This window comes from Prevotella melaninogenica, from assembly GCF_003609775.1.
Taxonomy (GTDB): domain Bacteria; phylum Bacteroidota; class Bacteroidia; order Bacteroidales; family Bacteroidaceae; genus Prevotella; species Prevotella melaninogenica_A.
Window position 1 is genome coordinate 1542532 of the sequence record NZ_AP018049.1, and the last position, 17047, is coordinate 1559578.

The window sequence follows — 17047 nt, forward strand, 5'->3', positions numbered from 1 at the left end:
ACGCGATCTCATCAAGCCAGTTGTGGTGATTGATAATAAATTATATTAAACTATCAATTTGTCATATATTCTACTTGATATAAATCAATAATACATCATTTGCTTAAAAAACACATTGAAAAAGTTGCAAATATAAAAAATACTCTTTACCTTTGCAACGTGTTTTTCATAGTATTAGATTTAAGGTTAACAAAGGTTGGACTACAGCGGTAGTCCTTTTTTTATGTCTTTAAGTCTGATATTCCAAACATTTTATCGCTAAATATAGGCTTACAGAACTTATTAGTACAGCCCTACAAGCATCTTTCATAAAGCTACTTATTCGTATCTTATTATTATAATAACGACCAGCAAAAGCCATTTTTGCCATCTCCAACCAGTGTGTTTACATTCAGCACATCTCGTGTTGATGCTTAGCACATATTGTGCGGAGGGTAAACACCAATGGTGCGGAACACTTAACACACTGCAAGATGTGGCCAAACGGAAAGAAACTTGCTATGAAAATAAGGAATATGGGATTAAGACTCGGTAGAAAACATAAACATCTTGTTAATGGATTTTTTTCGTTATCTTTGCATCATAAACTTTAATATGAAAGAACTTGGCTAAAGATGACAACTTTAAGAACATTTCTATCAATACTTTCCTTATTCTGTTGGGTAGCTGTAAAGGCGCAGATAGCTGTTGTCCTACCTAAATCCCTTTGGAAAATAAAAGAAGATAATAAAACTGGGAAACTTTCGGTTTACTCAGAAGATGGTAAATTGCTTTTAAATAATATTGACAGCATTAAACCCTTAAAAGGTCACATGTTTATTGTGACTAAAAACCATCTGAAAGGAATTTACGACATTCAAGGGAAGGAATTAATACCTATAAAATACAACAAGATAGAACGTTTTGGCGATAGTTGGAGCTTTTTTTGGAAGGTATATCTGAATGGGCTACAAGGACTCTATACCTACGAAGGGAAGGAAATACTATCAGCAGAATACGAAAATATCTCCAGCATAGACAGAGGTTTTGGTAAAGCCGCTAATCTTATAGTAAAAGAAAAAAGTAAATACGGCATGTTCAATGCCGAGGGCGAACGTCTGATAAAGTCAGAATACGATGACGTAAAATTTGCTAACGGCCATTATTACTTCCAAAAAGGTGAGAAAAAAGATTATCTGAAAAGAGACAAACAAACACTGTTAAAAGGTATCTCAATAAAAGGACAAATAATCAATTGGATAAAAGAAAATGGTAATTCCGAACGACTTTCTTATTTTATATTCGCAGATAATGAAGGTAAGTTTGGCTTACTGAATGAAGAAGACAGTGTACTGATAAAGCCGCAATATGAGTCTATGGATTCATACTATAATATTTCGAGTGGTAAAACGGACTATCTTATCGTAAAACAAAACGCACGCTTTGGGGTTATCAACCTTTCAAACGAGGTTTTAATCCCATTAAAATATAAATCGTTTTCTAAGATTTATATACGTGACCATATTGCTTTGGAAGACGAAAAGGGCTATATACTTTGCTCTTTGAAAGACAACAGTATCTTTCAATCGCTGCATTTCAACGATATAAGAGAAACAAGCGGTCCGTATGCAGTCATTGAAAAAGAAGGGAAAAAAGCCCTTCTAAACAAGCTAACACTCGACCTACTCTTCCCGTTTAAGTACGAAGACATTTCAATAGCGGTAGAAGATAGTCTTTATTGCGTAAAATTGAATGGCAAATATGGTATAGTTGACAAAGACGACAAAGTCGTTATACCATATATGTACGACAGCGAGCTGTACAAAGTGGGGGATAACAAGTTTGTGGTAAGCAAAGATAACAAATATGGCATCATCGACTTTAAGAATCAACTCGTCTTTGGCATGATTCCCCATCCTATCCTGGCTTACGATGATTATTTCCAAGTTATGGACATAAGCAGAAACAATCCAGAATACGACTGGAACTTTAAGGAAATAAAAAAGGAATAACGAAAGTCTCCTCTCAAATTCATTAAAGCTACCAAAGAAAAGGCTGCCATAAGCATTTATAAATGTCTATGGCAGCCTATTTATTTTACGTTTGTTTTTACTTTTCTATCAAAAGTATCACTTCACCATTTCCAAGAAGTATTCATGTACACGCGTATCACTATCCAATTCAGGATGAAAAGCAGTAACAAGCTGATTTCCTTGACGAGCAGCAACGATATGACCATCAACTTCTGAAAGTATTTCTACCTCTCCAGCCGCTTCCTTTATATAAGGTGCACGGATAAAAGTCATAGGAATATTGCCCTCAATTCCCTTAAAAGAAGCCTCCGTATGGAAACTACCCAACTGACGACCGTAGGCGTTACGAGCAGCTGTCATATTCATTGTACCTAATCGAGGAGGAACAGGAGCAGACGGACTATTCCCCTCTACCTCACGAGCAAGGAGTATCAAGCCGGCACAAGTACCAAAGACTGGCAACCCAGTTTCGATGGCTTCACGAATAGGTTCAAGCAGTCCAAGTTCGCGAAGGAGTTTTCCTTGCGTGGTACTCTCACCACCTGGGATTATCAATCCATCTTTCTCCTGCTGCCAATCCTCTAATCGACGCACCTCAAAGCATTCGACGCCCAACTTATTGAGCATCATCTCATGCTCTAAGAACGCTCCCTGCAGGGCAAGAACGGCAATTCTCATTGTCCGCGCTCAGCCATGAGCACTTCAATCTCATGCTCGTTGATACCAACCATAGCCTCACCCAAGTCTTCTGACAAGAGTGCCAACTCCTTAGGGTTATTATAGTTTGTAACCGCCTTAACGATAGCAGCAGCACGCTTAGCAGGGTCACCGCTCTTGAAGATACCAGAACCAACGAAGACACCCTCAGCACCGAGTTGCATCATCAACGCAGCATCGGCAGGAGTAGCCACACCACCAGCAGCGAAATTCACTACAGGAAGCTTACCATTCTCATGTACATACTTCACGAGTTCGTATGGAGCCTGCAACTGCTTAGCAGCTTCAAAGAGTTCGTCCTCACGCTTGCTAACGAGTTCACGAATCTGACTCTGCATCAGACGCATGTGGCTAACAGCCTGCACAACATCACCTGTACCAGGCTCACCCTTCGTACGAATCATTGTTGCACCCTCTGCAATACGACGCAATGCTTCACTCAAATTACGCGCACCACATACGAATGGCACCTCAAACTGAGTCTTATCAATATGATAGATATTATCAGCAGGAGAAAGCACTTCGCTCTCATCAATGTAATCAATCTCTATTGCCTGCAGAATCTGCGCCTCAGAGATATGGCCGATACGGCACTTTGCCATCACAGGGATGGTTACAGCCTCCTGAATACCTTTAATCATCTTAGGGTCACTCATACGTGAAACGCCACCAGCTGCACGAATATCAGCAGGGATACGTTCCAATGCCATTACTGCACAAGCACCTGCAGCTTCAGCAATACGAGCCTGCTCTGGTGTTGTTACGTCCATGATTACACCGCCCTTCAACATCTGAGCGAGGTTGCGGTTTAGTTCTTGTCTATTTGTCATATTACTTTAAATTTTTAGATTTCTACCATGCTACATTCACAAATGAATGTACATAAAGAAGTTATATGTGTTAGTTAATATTAGAAAATCCCTTTAAAACGAGGAGAGAAGCGTAAGAACAATACATGGATTTATGAGCTTTAAAACCCAACATGCTGTCCCCTACTTTATCCCGTTAGGCACTCCCCTCCTTTGGAGGGGCTGGGGGAGGTCCCCCTACGACCTTCTCCACTCACTTGGAGTCTGCCCCATCTGCTTTCTAAAGAACTTAGAGAACTGAGCTTGTGAGGCAAAGCCATGCTCGTATGCAATCTCTTGTATTGTTTTCTGTGTCGTTCGAAGCTGACAGGCGAGGGCTTCTGCAAGCGTATGATCAATGATACACTTTGGTGATTTGCCAGATATACGATGCGCCACCTGCGACAAATAACGTGGAGAAACATTCAGACAATCAGCATAAAAAGCTACATCACGATTAGTATGATAATGCTCTTGCACTGCTTCTAAAAATTCATTGTATAGCTGACTACTTCGTCCACTGATATCACTCTTCCTTGCCACAAGCGTTCGTACATATTCCCGAGCATGTTGTAACGCCTCTTCCATTGGCTCATCTTGACTGAGATAGACTGCAAGTGCAGACGAAAAACTATTAGCAAGACCATGCTGCAAAGGGTCGTCCAACACAAACGAGCGGACTGTTCGACTCCCTTCTCCCTTCAATGAAGAGCAATCAAAGATTTTTTCTGCCTCTCCCTCACGCAAAATAACAAGCGAACAAAGTGGCAGCAATCGACAACGTATCTGCATAATCACGTCATCTGTCATCAATCTGTCACCATTACTTGCCGTCACAATTGGGTCATATATAATATGATGAGGACGATACTTCAACAGTGCATCCACCACGACAGCCAAGGTTTCTGTGGTTCTAATCATTCCCACCTTCACCGTGTCAGGCTGCATATCATTGATAATCGCCTCAATCTGTCCTCTAACAATCTCCGCAGGAAGGTCATAGAAAGCCTGAATACCCAAAGTATTCTGCACCGTGACAGACGTTACAGCCGACACAGCATAGCCTCCTAAGGTTGCTATCGTTCTGATATCAGCCTGCACACCAGAGCCACCAGTGCTATCTGAACCTGTTATTGTGAGAATTGTCTTCAACAGTTTAGGTTTATTGTTTTGCATACAAAGTAAATTGAAAATATTGAAACCTGCAAGAGTTATTCCTAAATTGACAAGAAAAACTACATTTCTGACTTTTATTAGGCTTATCAGTCTGATTAACCTTATTAGCCTTACAGCAATCAAAAAGCTTATAGACTCACATACATCAAAGGAATCTATCCACCCTATTATCATCCAATTTCATTGAAAACCTTTTCATTTTAAGACTTCGAAAACATGTAGATAAGGAATTGAAAAATCATTACATAATTTCAATTAAAACATCTGTAAATAATGGCAAAAACACATATAAGAAGCAGGTTCGCAACCAACAGTAAATCAATTAGTTATAAAATGGTATAAGAAAAGGTGCTTAATTGGACTTCAAAAGGGCGTTAATAAGGGTCTTAAAGGGCACCTTTTGCAAGCCAAAAGGGCGTCTTTTAGAAGCCCAAAGAGCATGTATTGGTTTTGAACTACACGAAAATAGTTTACAAACTTCAAGTAATAAGGGAATAAGTTGTTTGTGAAGACAGATAGACTTCGTACCTAATGACATTTATCATGTAGTTTATCCCCCTTTATAAAACCATCTTATTGGAGCTAATTATACCGGTGTTGGGTGATGGGTGTTGGGTGTTGGGGGATGGTTATTGGGTGTTGGGGGATGGTTATTGGGTGTTGAGCCTTTATAAAACAATCTTATTGGAGGAAATCATACCATGTATGTGGATGAATCTCATTCTATAAACAATCTACGTATTTAACGGAAGAACCTTCACAATACCTACTATTCGGTATTGACACGTTTATAAAAAAAACATAACTTTGCAAAGTTATTTACAAACCATATAATAACATAATGAAGAAATATTTACTAATCTTGACCGCCATGTTATGCTCTCTTGTATCCATGGCACAAAACACCGACGCAATGCTCTTCGGTGACGTAAAGGCAAAAGAAGGTGGACAACACCTCTCTCATGCTAAAATCCAAGTAAAAGGTACGAACCTTAAAACACAGTGTGATGCTACTGGACACTTCAAATTAAGTAATCTTCCTGTTGGAAAGCAGGTTATCATAGCTACACTCGCTGGTTATCAGCAGCAGGAAAAAGAGGTAGACATGGTTAATAATAAAGGTTCTGAGGTCTACTTTGAACTGGAAAAAGACCCATTGGAGTTGAGTCAGGTCGTTGTAACTGGTACTCGTACCAGCCACTTTGTAAAGGATGTACCTATCCGTACAGAGGTTCTTACATCACAAGCTATCACTAAGAAGAACGCCCAAAACTTATACGAAGCACTTGAAGGTGTACCAGGTATTCGCGTAGAACAGCAGTGCCAGTTCTGTAACTTCTCTGAAGTACGCATGCAAGGCTTGGGTGCTGAGCACACACAGGTACTCATTGATGGTGAGCCTATCTACTCTGGTCTTGCTGGTGTTTACGGTCTTCAGCAGATTGGAACCAATGATATCGACCGCCTTGAGGTGGTTAAGGGTGCTGGTTCTGCCCTCTATGGAAGTAGTGCCGTTGCTGGTGCTATCAACATTATCTCAAAGGAACCAACCTTTGAGCCATCTGTTAATGGTGATATTCAGTTTGGAAACTTTGGTTTCAAGAGCTATAAGGGTTCTGGATCTATGCGTTATAACAACATCGGTCTGAGTGTATTCGCACAGCGTACACAGATGGATGCTATCGACCGCACACAGAATGGTCTTACACGTAAGGAAGTAAAGAACAAGGATGGCATCTCTGATCGTGTAGACGAGACGATGAACAACCTTGGTTTTAGCCTTTACTTCTATCAGCCTTTTGCTAAGAACGATAAACTCGTACTGCGTGGTAAGGCGATTGATGAGCACCGTTTCGGTGGTGTCATGACAAACGATCAATATCTGAACCCATACACTGATGGTACTGAGGACATCCGTACCAACCGTCTTTCAGCTGACCTCGCTTACACCTTGCCTATCGGTAAGCACTCAGAACTGAACCTCACAACTGCTTACGTATATCACAAACGTCAAGCAACAAACGATACCTTCCTCCATGATTATATGGATTCTCACAAGGATCCAGCACATCCAGATGAGGACGGTGCAGAACCTGACGTTTCTATCATGCGCCCATACATTGCTAAGGAGAATACGGTGACACCATCGCTCACCTTCACTTCAATCCTTGGTAACCACACATTGCTTGGTGGTGTACAGGGTTATTTCACTCGTTTGCGTGAGACTGGACTCTATGTTATTTCTGCTGAGGACGAGAAAACAAGTCCTTACTATGGCGTTCCTTACACTTCTATCGGTAAGAAGCATGCTAACGAACTTGGTTTCTTCGTACAGGATGAGTGGAATGTAACACCAAAGTTGACCGTTGTACCAGGTATCCGCATCGATTCACATAGCTCTGGTGAGGAGTACACAACCAGCGTAAAGGTTTCAGACAGCGCCTTCCCAACAACAAAGTTCAGCAAAACAACAGTTAATCCACGTATTGCTATCAAATATGAATTGACTCCTTCTCTCGTACTTCGTGCCAATGTAGGTACTGGTTTCCGTGCACCTTACGGATTCTCTGAGGACCTCCACCTCTGTAGTGGTTCGCCACGTGTGTGGAAATCATCTAACCTCAAGGGCGAGCGTGCTATCAGCTATAACCTCTCTGCAGACTACTATGCAAAGAAGTATCAGTTCAGCATCAACCTCTTCCGTACCAACTTGAAGGATAAGATTCAGTTCTCTCCTGCAGACGATGAGGTTAAGAAGTTCGGTTACTCTTACCAGTGGGAGAATGTTGACGATGCTTACGTACAGGGTGTAGAATTAGGTGCAAAGGCAAACCTCTTCCGTAACTTCAATGCTGGTATTAACTGGACCTTCAATCAAGGTAAGTTCAAGCACGAGCGTGCCGACTGGTCAGACCCTAACGATGAGACTGTAAAGGAGTTCCCACAGCGTTTGCAGTATGCGAAAGACAGCCGTAACGTTTCTCGTTTCCCAGCAATGACTGGCGATATCGACCTCGATTATACTCCTGGCACATGGAGTTTCTCTCTCACAAGTTCATTGCAGGGAAGAATGTACATCGACTACAACTCTGAGGACGATGGTGCAACATCAAAGATTAAGAAGACAAACACCTTCATGCTCTTCAACTGCCGCGCTGCAAAGCGTTTTGGTTCATGTACTGTTTATGCAGGTGCTAAGAATATCTTCAGCTATATTCAGGACGAGAAACACACAGACGACGCAGCCTTCATGTATGCTCCAGTATATGGTGCAACATGGTATGTAGGTCTCAGCGTTAAACTATAAGACACTCTCTGAATTATTTTATTGAAACTTAGGTCGCAGTCGCATTGCCCCACTGGTAATGCGGCTGCTTTGTTTTATACAACTAAGTACAAAATGAAAACAAGCAAACCACCATGCGATAAATTTTGCTTTCAAACAAAAAACAAGAACTTACTGAACTTTTTGAGATAGAATTAGACTCACCTTTTTCTACTATTTTTTGCTCTTTCCAATACAAATCAGTACATTTGCATATTAAAATAAAGGTAGACACCACAACTAATTGTACAGCAATTATTAAACAAATTTGAAAAAGAAACAATAAAGCTATGGGATTAACAGATATTTTCAGACGCCAATTGCGAACTGTCATAGAATGGAAAGAGCAGAAAACTAACCTATTATTTCATCAATTGGAAACCACTACAGATGAAATAAAGAATGCAAGTAAACTTATCGTTGCTCCGGGACAAGGTTGCATCATCGTTTATGATGGAAAGGTAAAAGATACTCTTACCGAACCAGGCATCTATGAAATGGAAACCTCCAATCATCCCTTTATCACTTCGCTACTCAATCTTGCACAGCAAACAGATAGTGAACATAAGATGCGTTTCTATTTCTTTCGCACTGCTGAAATGGTTAACATTTTATGGGGAACACCTTCACCTGTCAAATACTTTGAGCCAGAATATAAGCTCCCTATAACCCTTGGTGCCTGTGGTAACTTCTCTATTGTTATTTCCGACCCAGAGAAGATGTTCGTAACATTACTTGGACCTATCAGCGACTATTATAGTCAAGACGTACAAGAGCTTGTATCTTCACGCATCATAACACCACTGACCACCTTCCTTGCAGAGAAGGCTTACTCTTATCGAGAAGTTGACACACATCTTATGGAGATGTCAGAGGACTTGAAAAACAAGACTGCAGAGGAACTCGAACGCTTAGGTTTGAAACTTACTGACTTCCGAATCAATTCAGTTACCTTCGATGAAGAAACTTTGGAGCGTATTGGAAGAATAGCTAACATGACCACAGAGAAGCAAGCAGCTGCAGAAGTCGACCTTGATTATGTTAGTATGCAGAAGCTTGAAGCACTCCGTGAAGCAGCACGCAACGAAGGAGGACTTGCTGGTGCAGGGCTACAAATGGGTGCAGGATTACAGTTAGCACAAGACATCTTCAAGACACAAGGTAAAGAAAATGCCACAGAAGGAGAAATAACAGAACGACTCAGAAAGCTGAAAAACCTCCTTAATGAGCAACTTATCACCGAAGAAGAATACGAAAAGAAAAAGAACGAAATACTATCAAAATTATGAAAAAGGTAATTATTCCAGCATTAGCCATACTCACTGTAAATATCATAGTAGGGCTCTTGCTATCTGCATATTCACTGACAAACATGCTATTCACCAGCATAGCAATTCTTGTCAATACCCTTCTAATTATCATACTCTTCCTTTGCCGCGCAGAAAGTACCCACAGATTGAGCTTAGGCATTATCTTCGCTCTGATTGGAATCATAGAGTATTTCAGTGGACTGATAGCTCCCGAACACTTGATGAACAACTGGTGGGTTATCATGTTTGTAATATTAAACGCCATTCAGGCTATACTTGTCTATCTGGCACTACACTATAAAAAGAAATAATAAACCCTGTAAAAATCCTAAATGGGAACAAAGATAAAACCAATAAAATGTCCGAACTGCGGTAGCGAGAAGCATACACACAAAGAAGATAAGTGTTATCTATGCCAAAGCTGTGGAACCGAATACTATATAGACGACGATGATATCAATATCAACGTCAACCATCGCTTTGACTATATCCCCTCATCTAATGACACTATAGATATAGTAAGGAAATTAGGAATGTATGCTTTGTTAGCTATAGCTATAGGAGTTTTCTTTGTTTTACTCCTCATTTTTTTATCATCATCGCCAAATTCTTCTTCAATACTATCCCAAAAAGATTCTATTGATGTTGACGAAGATACCTATATGGCTGTTACAATGAGCCATAAAGGCAATGCCTGTCTCTTTTATATTGTTGGAAGAGACTTCTCAACAGGTATGGATAAAGACCCAAAACACATTGATGGGGTTTATTATGGATTCCGTGATATTAAAACAGGGAAAATTCTTGCCGAACAATTATTGGGTACTGGTGAGGCAGTTTTTGACTTCCGCATGGCTTCATACGACTATTATAATCTAAGATATTTCAATCAGGCACACCGTTGGTTCTTTATAGTTTCCGAACGTTACATCTTTGAAGTATCCCCAGAACAGCTCACAATGAAAGATGTAACGAAGTCGCTCTTTGAAAAAAAGAATGCTATGAGTACTGGTGTTTCCAGTGCTAAGCTACTGTATGACGAGTATGGGGAGGGCATAAAGGTTGTCAACAACTTGGCAGAAATGTATTACTATTTCCCCGGAACAGATAGACTCTATACGGAAGAAGCTTTTAATTATGCCCAAGATTTGCCACCCTCACAACTTAATGGTGAATTTAGAGACAGCATTTACTATTGTCTTCAGAAGAAAAATGCTAATTCTTCAACTAATAATGGTGGTAAATACCGTTTTATCAAAATACACTTTAAGTACCATTTAGGAGATCCACAGAATAGATATTCCTTCGACGACATAGGTGAAAAATTGTGGATACATGATGATCGACTCGTTAGCGATAGCCCTATTACAGACTGGTTTACAGCCTTTAATGCTAAAATCATCTACCAAGATGCCAACTATATATTAATATCCTATACCCCTAACATATCAGAGACTACCGTACCTGTATTTCAGTTAAGGGCAACAAATGGCAAAATCTTATGGACACAAGCTCCAGAAAAAGCTATTAAGGATGTGAAATTTTGTACACTTAGTAATGGACAGATATGGTTTCAAGGTGATATAGCTCGTCCAAGTGAACCAACACTAAAAAACGTTTATAGTTTTAGCATAACCAATGGTCAGTTGACATACTATTTCACAATGCCCGATAGTTACAAAGTACCAGCAAATTAAAAGATACCAACTCTGGCGTATGACATTAAGAACATCATATATGAACACGAAATATATCCTGCTACTACTGTTATGCATTTTCTCTCTCCAAGCAAATGCACAGACAAAAGAGTTCGTTGATAAATATGACAATGGACAAATTAAAAGCATCTATCACAGAAATAAGGTATGGGGATTTAAAGAAGGCTCTTGCATTAATTACACAAAAGACGGAACACTTTATTCAGAGCTTAACTATCAAGAAGGAAAGCTACATGGGACGCTTAAGTTTTATAATGAATTTGGAAAGATAGAGGCTATCATTAACTATGACCGCGGTAGATTTGAAGGTAAATCAACAATGTACCACCCTATACAAAGTGCAGATGAAACACCCGCCATTCATTTTACGCAGATGTATCATAATGATAAATTAAATGGGATGACATACGAATATGACAAGAATGGCAAGGATATCATACGACGTGCAAGATACCGTAATGGAATATGCATGGCTGACACCATCATTTCTGACAAAGGTATTACCTATAAATATAGAGAATACGAGAGTGAGTACGATGATGAGTTAGAACCAATGACTACCCGCTTTGTTCCATTTAAGAAAAAATCAGCAACAGCACATAAACCTACGGCTAAGCCACAGAAGAAAACAGCTATCACACGCTCTAATCACTCTTCCTCTACAAGTAACAAGACAACTGTAAGTCGCAAAACAACCCCTATTAAACTAACAGAAACACAAACGACTACGCCCGAGAAAAAACCTCGTCTGAAGCTGAATAAGGATGGAGTGATAGAGTTTGAGTAACCTTCCCAGTTATCAATTCTGCTGACTTAATGATTAAAAATGGTCTGTAAAAGACTATTATCGTAAATAAAAGTAAACTAAGACATCGTGAATACAACGGAGAGCAGGTTTGAAATATATTTACAAATAAAGTTTGCTTTCAATAAAAAATAAGACAAAAAAGAGCTACTAAATCTGCACTTGTAACTAACAAGAATTCAAGTACTTACAAAACGGTGCGAGAAAAGGTGCTTAGTTAGGCTTCAAAAGGGCGTTAGTTAGCCTCTAAAAGGGCATCTTTTACAAGCCAATTGGGCGTCTTTTCGAAGCTAAAAGAGCATCTATCAAAACTCAAGGTGTGAAAAATCATGACAAAGTAGCAGACTATTAGCCCTATTAGGCTTATTAGTCCTATTAGCCTAATAGGGCTAATAGGGCTAATAAAAAATATTAGGCTAATTGGCCTAATTAGCCATATTAGCCCAATTAGGTCTATAACAAAATCGGGCCAAACGGATTCTTCCGTTTAGCCCGATTGTTTATAACCTTCTACTGAATTAAGTAATCAGCAAGAGAGGTCTTTATTTTGTCAGCTTAATAATCTTACAGCCATGTGCAGGAATGAGTGCCTCAATCTTATCGCTTACAGTTCCTTCATCAGCATGTTTCCAAAGGTCACGTGCCGACCAAGTACCAGTAATTCCCACCTTTGTCAGGTCGATAGAACGAGTTGCTGCTGCCTGATCACGATTGAAGAGACCGATAACCCAAGAGCCATCCTTCATCTGACCGTACCAAACCTCTCCATCAGTATTCCAGAGGTTACGCTCTAATGGCTGACCTACAAAGCCATCCTTCTGCAAAGCAAGCATCTCATCGTTCTGGAAGAACTTCAAGTCGTTGCCAGTTGGCATATCTGTGATAGAGATAGGACCACCTGCCATCAAAGGAAGAGAAATGACAGACATCTTCTCATTATCATCTGCATAGCTTGCAATACGGATAAAGTCGCCATCAAGACGAATCTTCTTACGGCCAGAAATCTTTGACCAATTGATGAAACCATCGAAAGCATTCTCAGAGTTTGGCCATCCACCACGAAGGTTACCACGATTGTTGTCAGAAAAACGATACCAGCCACCCTCAAGTGCATCGGCATCAATACGTACCATATTGCCCGCATACTTCTCGACAATAGCATTATTGCGGAGGTGAGGCATTACGAGTGAAACATATACGCCATACTTCTGTGCATACTTGTTAATCCACTGCATACCCTTTACATAACGCTCACGACCATAACCTTTATCGATAACGTCGGTATAATTCATACCATCTTCATACCAAGAGAGGAAGTCCATACGTACAAACTTCACACCTAAATCAGAATAATGCTTGAAGAATCCTTCAAAATACTGCTCTGCACCTGGGTGATCTGTTACTACCCAACCAAACTGATCCTTTGAGTTTGGATGCTTGATGTCTTTATCTTTTGTTGGATCATAAGCCAGACTGCTCACCTTAATACCATCAGTTCCTGGAATAACAGCATCAGGATTAGTATAATGATACCAGAACGGACTATCGTAAACACCAAGTTTCAGCCCCTTCGCCTTCAACTTAGCAACGATAGTTGTCAAAGGAACTTCTGGAGAACTCTCATCTTTCGCTGTGCGGCTATAACGTGTCATGTAGCCATCGTCACCACTCATTGAAGCGAAACCATCAGTGACGAGCATGTCATAGCCATGCGATTTGAGATTGGTTGCTACATAGTCAATAGCCTCATCCCAGTCTTGCTCTGTGAAGATATTTGGGAATGAGCCTGCCTTTTCTTGTGCACGAAGATGGCCATATACACTCCAATAAAGTGGTGCATAGTCCATACCTTCAGCCTCTGCAACAGGTGTGAGGCCCACTGTTGGGTCAGTCTTATCAACACTCAGATCGCTGGTTACATCCCATTCATTGCTGTTACAACTTGCCAGAAGAGCAGCGAAAGCCAAGCTTGCTAAAATATATTTCTTCATTGTTTTATTCTATCGTAAGTAGTTTTAACCGGCAGCTGTGTGCCTTTAGCCTAACGATACCCATGCATTACTATTACAAAACCCATGCATTGGAGCACCAGCTAACCGGTTATTTCTATTATTGAACTCTGTTATGCACTTATGTATTCAGCCTTGAACTTCTTGTTCTTCAAGTCGAGTGTGAGCTTATACTTTCCAGCCTTAGCCACCTTCCATTTCTTGTCACCATAAGAACTCTCAGTTCCATAGAAAAGTCCGTCTTTAGCAACACCCGATTCGTTGATGACAGTATTCTCTTCTGGAGCAAAGAAATAAGGCTTATCGCTTGAGAAACCATCTTTATTAAGCATGAACTTCATCTCTCCTTCTGCAAGTTGAACCTCTATTGAGAAAAGGTGGTCGCCTGTCTTTGTGATAGACACGCCATTTTCAACAGACCAACCTGCAGGAGTTGCGCTACCAATCAGATATACATTCTCAGTATCCCAAGGAGATGGTGCAGCTGGAGCAGGTGCATCAGCAACAAAGTTCGTTACCTTAATTTCATGCTTTGTGAGGTCGAATACAATCGTATAAGTACCAGCTTCTGTTACCTTCCACTTATTGTCATCGCCACCAACAACCATACCCTGCGTTGCAGGACCATCATGGTTGAACTCACAATCAGCTACAGGTGCCTGAATCAAGTTGTTCCATCCATCTGATTTATCAAATGACAACTTGAACTCACCTAAGTTTAAATGCCCCTCATAAGTAAACTGTAATGGATTAGAAGAGGTCTTAGCAAACTTAGCAGAACCGTCCTGTACCTTTGCTTTCAAGCCATCAATATCCCAACCGTATGGCGTTGCATTACCGATGAATGACAACCATTCAGATTCGATTGGAACGATTGGACCTGCTGGTTCTTCACCTTCATAAATAACAGTAAGCTTACGTGTGCGGAGGTCGACAGCGAAGGTATAGATACCTGCCTTTGTTACCTTCCACTTATTATCAGCACCACCTTTACGAATATCAATCGCATCACTGGCTACACCTTTATCGTTGATTTCAGTATTAGCAGCAGGAGCATAAACGAATGTAGCACCCCAATCACCCTTAGAAAGAGGTAACTTAATCTCTCCAGTCTTTAGTTTACCATGATAAGTAAAGAGATATTTATTCTCTGTATCACGTGTCATCTCGTATGGCTCACCGATGTTCCATCCAGCAGGAGTAGCATCGCCCACCATATAAAGATGATCAACCTTCAATGGAAGTTCTTCTGTTATGACCACAATATCCTTATCATCGTTGCATGATTGGAATGAGGCTGGCGCAAGAAGCGCCAACATCAGATACATTCCATATTTCATTAACTTTTTCATTTCTATAATAGCTTTTAGTCGTTAAACATCATTCGTAACCTAAGTTCTGCCTCATTCCTTTGTGGGCACCAATGATTTCTGGGTGGAATGGAAATATCTCGGTGTGCTTATCAGCATCTGTTTCCTTGTCCCACCATGCATCTTGGAACTTGCCAAAGCGAATCAAGTCAACACGACGGCGACCTTCTGCGAAGAACTCACGGCCCCATTCTGCCAACATCTCTTTCATATCGAGACTTGCAGAACCCTCTGGAGCATAGAGAACTGTTGACCAGTCAGATGATGGATAGTTCCGCTTACGAACCGTATTCAGCAGTTTTGCTGCCGTTGTGACATCACCACTACGGAGCTTACACTCGGCAAGGCTATAGATAATCTCTGGCAAACGAATCTCGCAATAGTCTGCTTCAAGCTGCTGAGCCTTCTCGTTATCAGAATAGAGTGGATATTTAGCAAACATCCAACCAGAGTTGTCATCACCATGCTTGATACTGCTCTCGCTTGTTGACAACCACTTACTACCATCTGTTGCGCCAAAGACACCTACTGCATCGCGGATATCAAGTGCATAAGTTCCGTGGTGATCCTTTAGATACTGCTGGTTACCATCAGCATCAGTGTACTTAATTTTACCATAGATGAACATACCTTCACGACGACCATTACCAAGATTGGTATACATCTTCAAGCGAACATCAGAAGGATACTTCTTGAACTGTGCGATAGGCATACCCAACTCGAAAGTATATTTCTCACCCTTAGGGTTATAACTTGGTGAAGCAGAGTACTTAATATTATGTGAACCCTCCTTGCTCTTTGTATCATTAAGCCACTCATTTGCCTTAGAAGGAACTGACCACCAGTACAAATCGCCCGTATAGTGCCAGTGAGTTTCGCCCGAAGAACCTGGGAATGCGAAGATAACTTCATCACAAGTCTCATTATCCCAGTCGAAGGCAGCATCCCAACGATCGGCAACAGCGTATGTTCCATACATACCATCAACGATTGCCTGAGCATACTTCTCGGCATCAGCAAAGCGGTCTTCACCTACATAAACCTTAGCATTCATATACAGACGAACCAACAATGCAGCTGCACCAGCCTGTGTCCACTGTCCTTGCAGCTTCTGATTACCACCCAAAGAAGTCTTCTTTGTCAACAGAGGAAGCGCTTCTTTTAAGTCTTTCTCTATGAAATCAAAGATTTCCTTAGGCTGAACCTGCCCTGTAGAGTTCTTTGATTGATCGTAGAAACTTGTAGATAAATAAACGTTACGGAAAGCATCTAAGAGGCGAAGATAGAACCAAGCACGCAATACATGATTCTGTGCTTTCAAGTTATTAAACTCTTCCTCTGAGAAGCCAAACTTTGAAGCTGTGAGGTTATTAAGGTCTTCAATTACCTTATTAGCCTGCCCAATGCCCTGATAACAGCCATTGAACTCAGACTGTGCTTCACCAGTCTTATTGTCCCACTTGTGCTGATGAAGCTTAGCCCAGCGTCCACCATCATCCCACCAGTCTTCACGAGTAGGGGTAATCAGCTGATCGGCTGTCTCTTCATTCAGTACCTGACGGCTCTGAATACTCCAGAATCCATGCTCAAACGGACGAAGTACCGCACGAATAACATCATCCTTAGTATTGTAATAGTTATTTGAAGCAACCTGATCGTACAGTGTTTCTGTTAAGTCTGTACAGCTGGAAGTTGTCATCAATGCTGCTGGCATCATTAGCAAAGCAGCATATTTATATATCTTATTCATTGTTCTT

Annotated in this window: 12 protein-coding genes; 6 read left to right on the top strand and 6 right to left on the bottom strand. The window is 40.8% G+C overall.

Translation table 11 applies throughout. The features are described 5' to 3' along the window. The first annotated feature begins 614 nt into the window (after window positions 1-614). On the top strand, window positions 615-1991 hold the full coding sequence (locus PMEL_RS06240) for a WG repeat-containing protein (RefSeq protein WP_120174448.1): 1377 nt from the start codon (window positions 615-617) through the stop codon (window positions 1989-1991). A 117-nt stretch (window positions 1992-2108) separates the two neighbouring features. Here the strand turns inward: PMEL_RS06240 and pdxT are convergent, their stop codons facing one another. The 3 genes from pdxT to PMEL_RS06255 all read right to left on the bottom strand — a co-directional run bounded on the left by pdxT (window position 2109) and on the right by PMEL_RS06255 (window position 4753). Next, a complete protein-coding gene (pdxT, locus tag PMEL_RS06245; protein ID WP_120174449.1) occupies window positions 2109-2690 on the bottom strand; it encodes a pyridoxal 5'-phosphate synthase glutaminase subunit PdxT in 582 nt (193 codons plus the stop codon). Then, on the bottom strand, window positions 2687-3559 hold the full coding sequence (gene pdxS / locus PMEL_RS06250) for a pyridoxal 5'-phosphate synthase lyase subunit PdxS (RefSeq protein WP_120174450.1): 873 nt from the start codon (window positions 3557-3559) through the stop codon (window positions 2687-2689). Before pdxS ends, pdxT begins: the two co-directional genes overlap by 4 nt. A 216-nt stretch (window positions 3560-3775) precedes the next feature. After that, on the bottom strand, window positions 3776-4753 hold the full coding sequence (locus PMEL_RS06255) for a bifunctional hydroxymethylpyrimidine kinase/phosphomethylpyrimidine kinase (RefSeq protein WP_120174451.1): 978 nt from the start codon (window positions 4751-4753) through the stop codon (window positions 3776-3778). Between the two features lie 841 nt (window positions 4754-5594). Between PMEL_RS06255 and PMEL_RS06265 the strand changes: the two genes are divergently transcribed. From PMEL_RS06265 to PMEL_RS06285, 5 genes are all read left to right on the top strand, one after another. Then, on the top strand, window positions 5595-8060 hold the full coding sequence (locus PMEL_RS06265) for a TonB-dependent receptor (protein ID WP_120174453.1): 2466 nt from the start codon (window positions 5595-5597) through the stop codon (window positions 8058-8060). 308 nt (window positions 8061-8368) lie between these two features. Beyond that, a complete protein-coding gene (locus PMEL_RS06270) occupies window positions 8369-9367 on the top strand; it encodes an SPFH domain-containing protein (protein ID WP_120174454.1) in 999 nt (332 codons plus the stop codon). Next, window positions 9364-9699: a transporter gene (locus tag PMEL_RS06275; protein ID WP_120174455.1), complete on the top strand. Its 336-nt coding sequence runs from the start codon at window positions 9364-9366 to the stop codon at window positions 9697-9699. Before PMEL_RS06270 ends, PMEL_RS06275 begins: the two co-directional genes overlap by 4 nt. Window positions 9700-9720: 21 nt before the next feature. Further along, on the top strand, window positions 9721-11085 hold the full coding sequence (locus tag PMEL_RS06280) for a hypothetical protein (RefSeq protein WP_120174456.1): 1365 nt from the start codon (window positions 9721-9723) through the stop codon (window positions 11083-11085). A gap of 40 nt (window positions 11086-11125) precedes the next feature. Beyond that, on the top strand, window positions 11126-11893 hold the full coding sequence (locus tag PMEL_RS06285; protein ID WP_120174457.1) for a toxin-antitoxin system YwqK family antitoxin: 768 nt from the start codon (window positions 11126-11128) through the stop codon (window positions 11891-11893). A 560-nt stretch (window positions 11894-12453) separates the two neighbouring features. Here PMEL_RS06285 and PMEL_RS06290 read toward each other — a convergent pair. The 3 genes from PMEL_RS06290 to PMEL_RS06300 all read right to left on the bottom strand — a co-directional run bounded on the left by PMEL_RS06290 (window position 12454) and on the right by PMEL_RS06300 (window position 17040). Beyond that, window positions 12454-13902 carry a signal-peptide-containing protein gene (locus PMEL_RS06290; protein WP_120174458.1) on the bottom strand — a complete coding sequence of 483 codons (1449 nt, stop codon included), beginning with the start codon at window positions 13900-13902 and terminating at the stop codon, window positions 12454-12456. A gap of 131 nt (window positions 13903-14033) precedes the next feature. Continuing rightward, entirely contained in the window at window positions 14034-15272 is a 1239-nt protein-coding gene (locus tag PMEL_RS06295; protein WP_120174459.1) for a SusF/SusE family outer membrane protein, read from the bottom strand. A 28-nt stretch (window positions 15273-15300) separates the two neighbouring features. Further along, window positions 15301-17040 carry a RagB/SusD family nutrient uptake outer membrane protein gene (locus PMEL_RS06300; protein ID WP_120174460.1) on the bottom strand — a complete coding sequence of 580 codons (1740 nt, stop codon included), beginning with the start codon at window positions 17038-17040 and terminating at the stop codon, window positions 15301-15303. Window positions 17041-17047 lie beyond the last annotated feature (7 nt).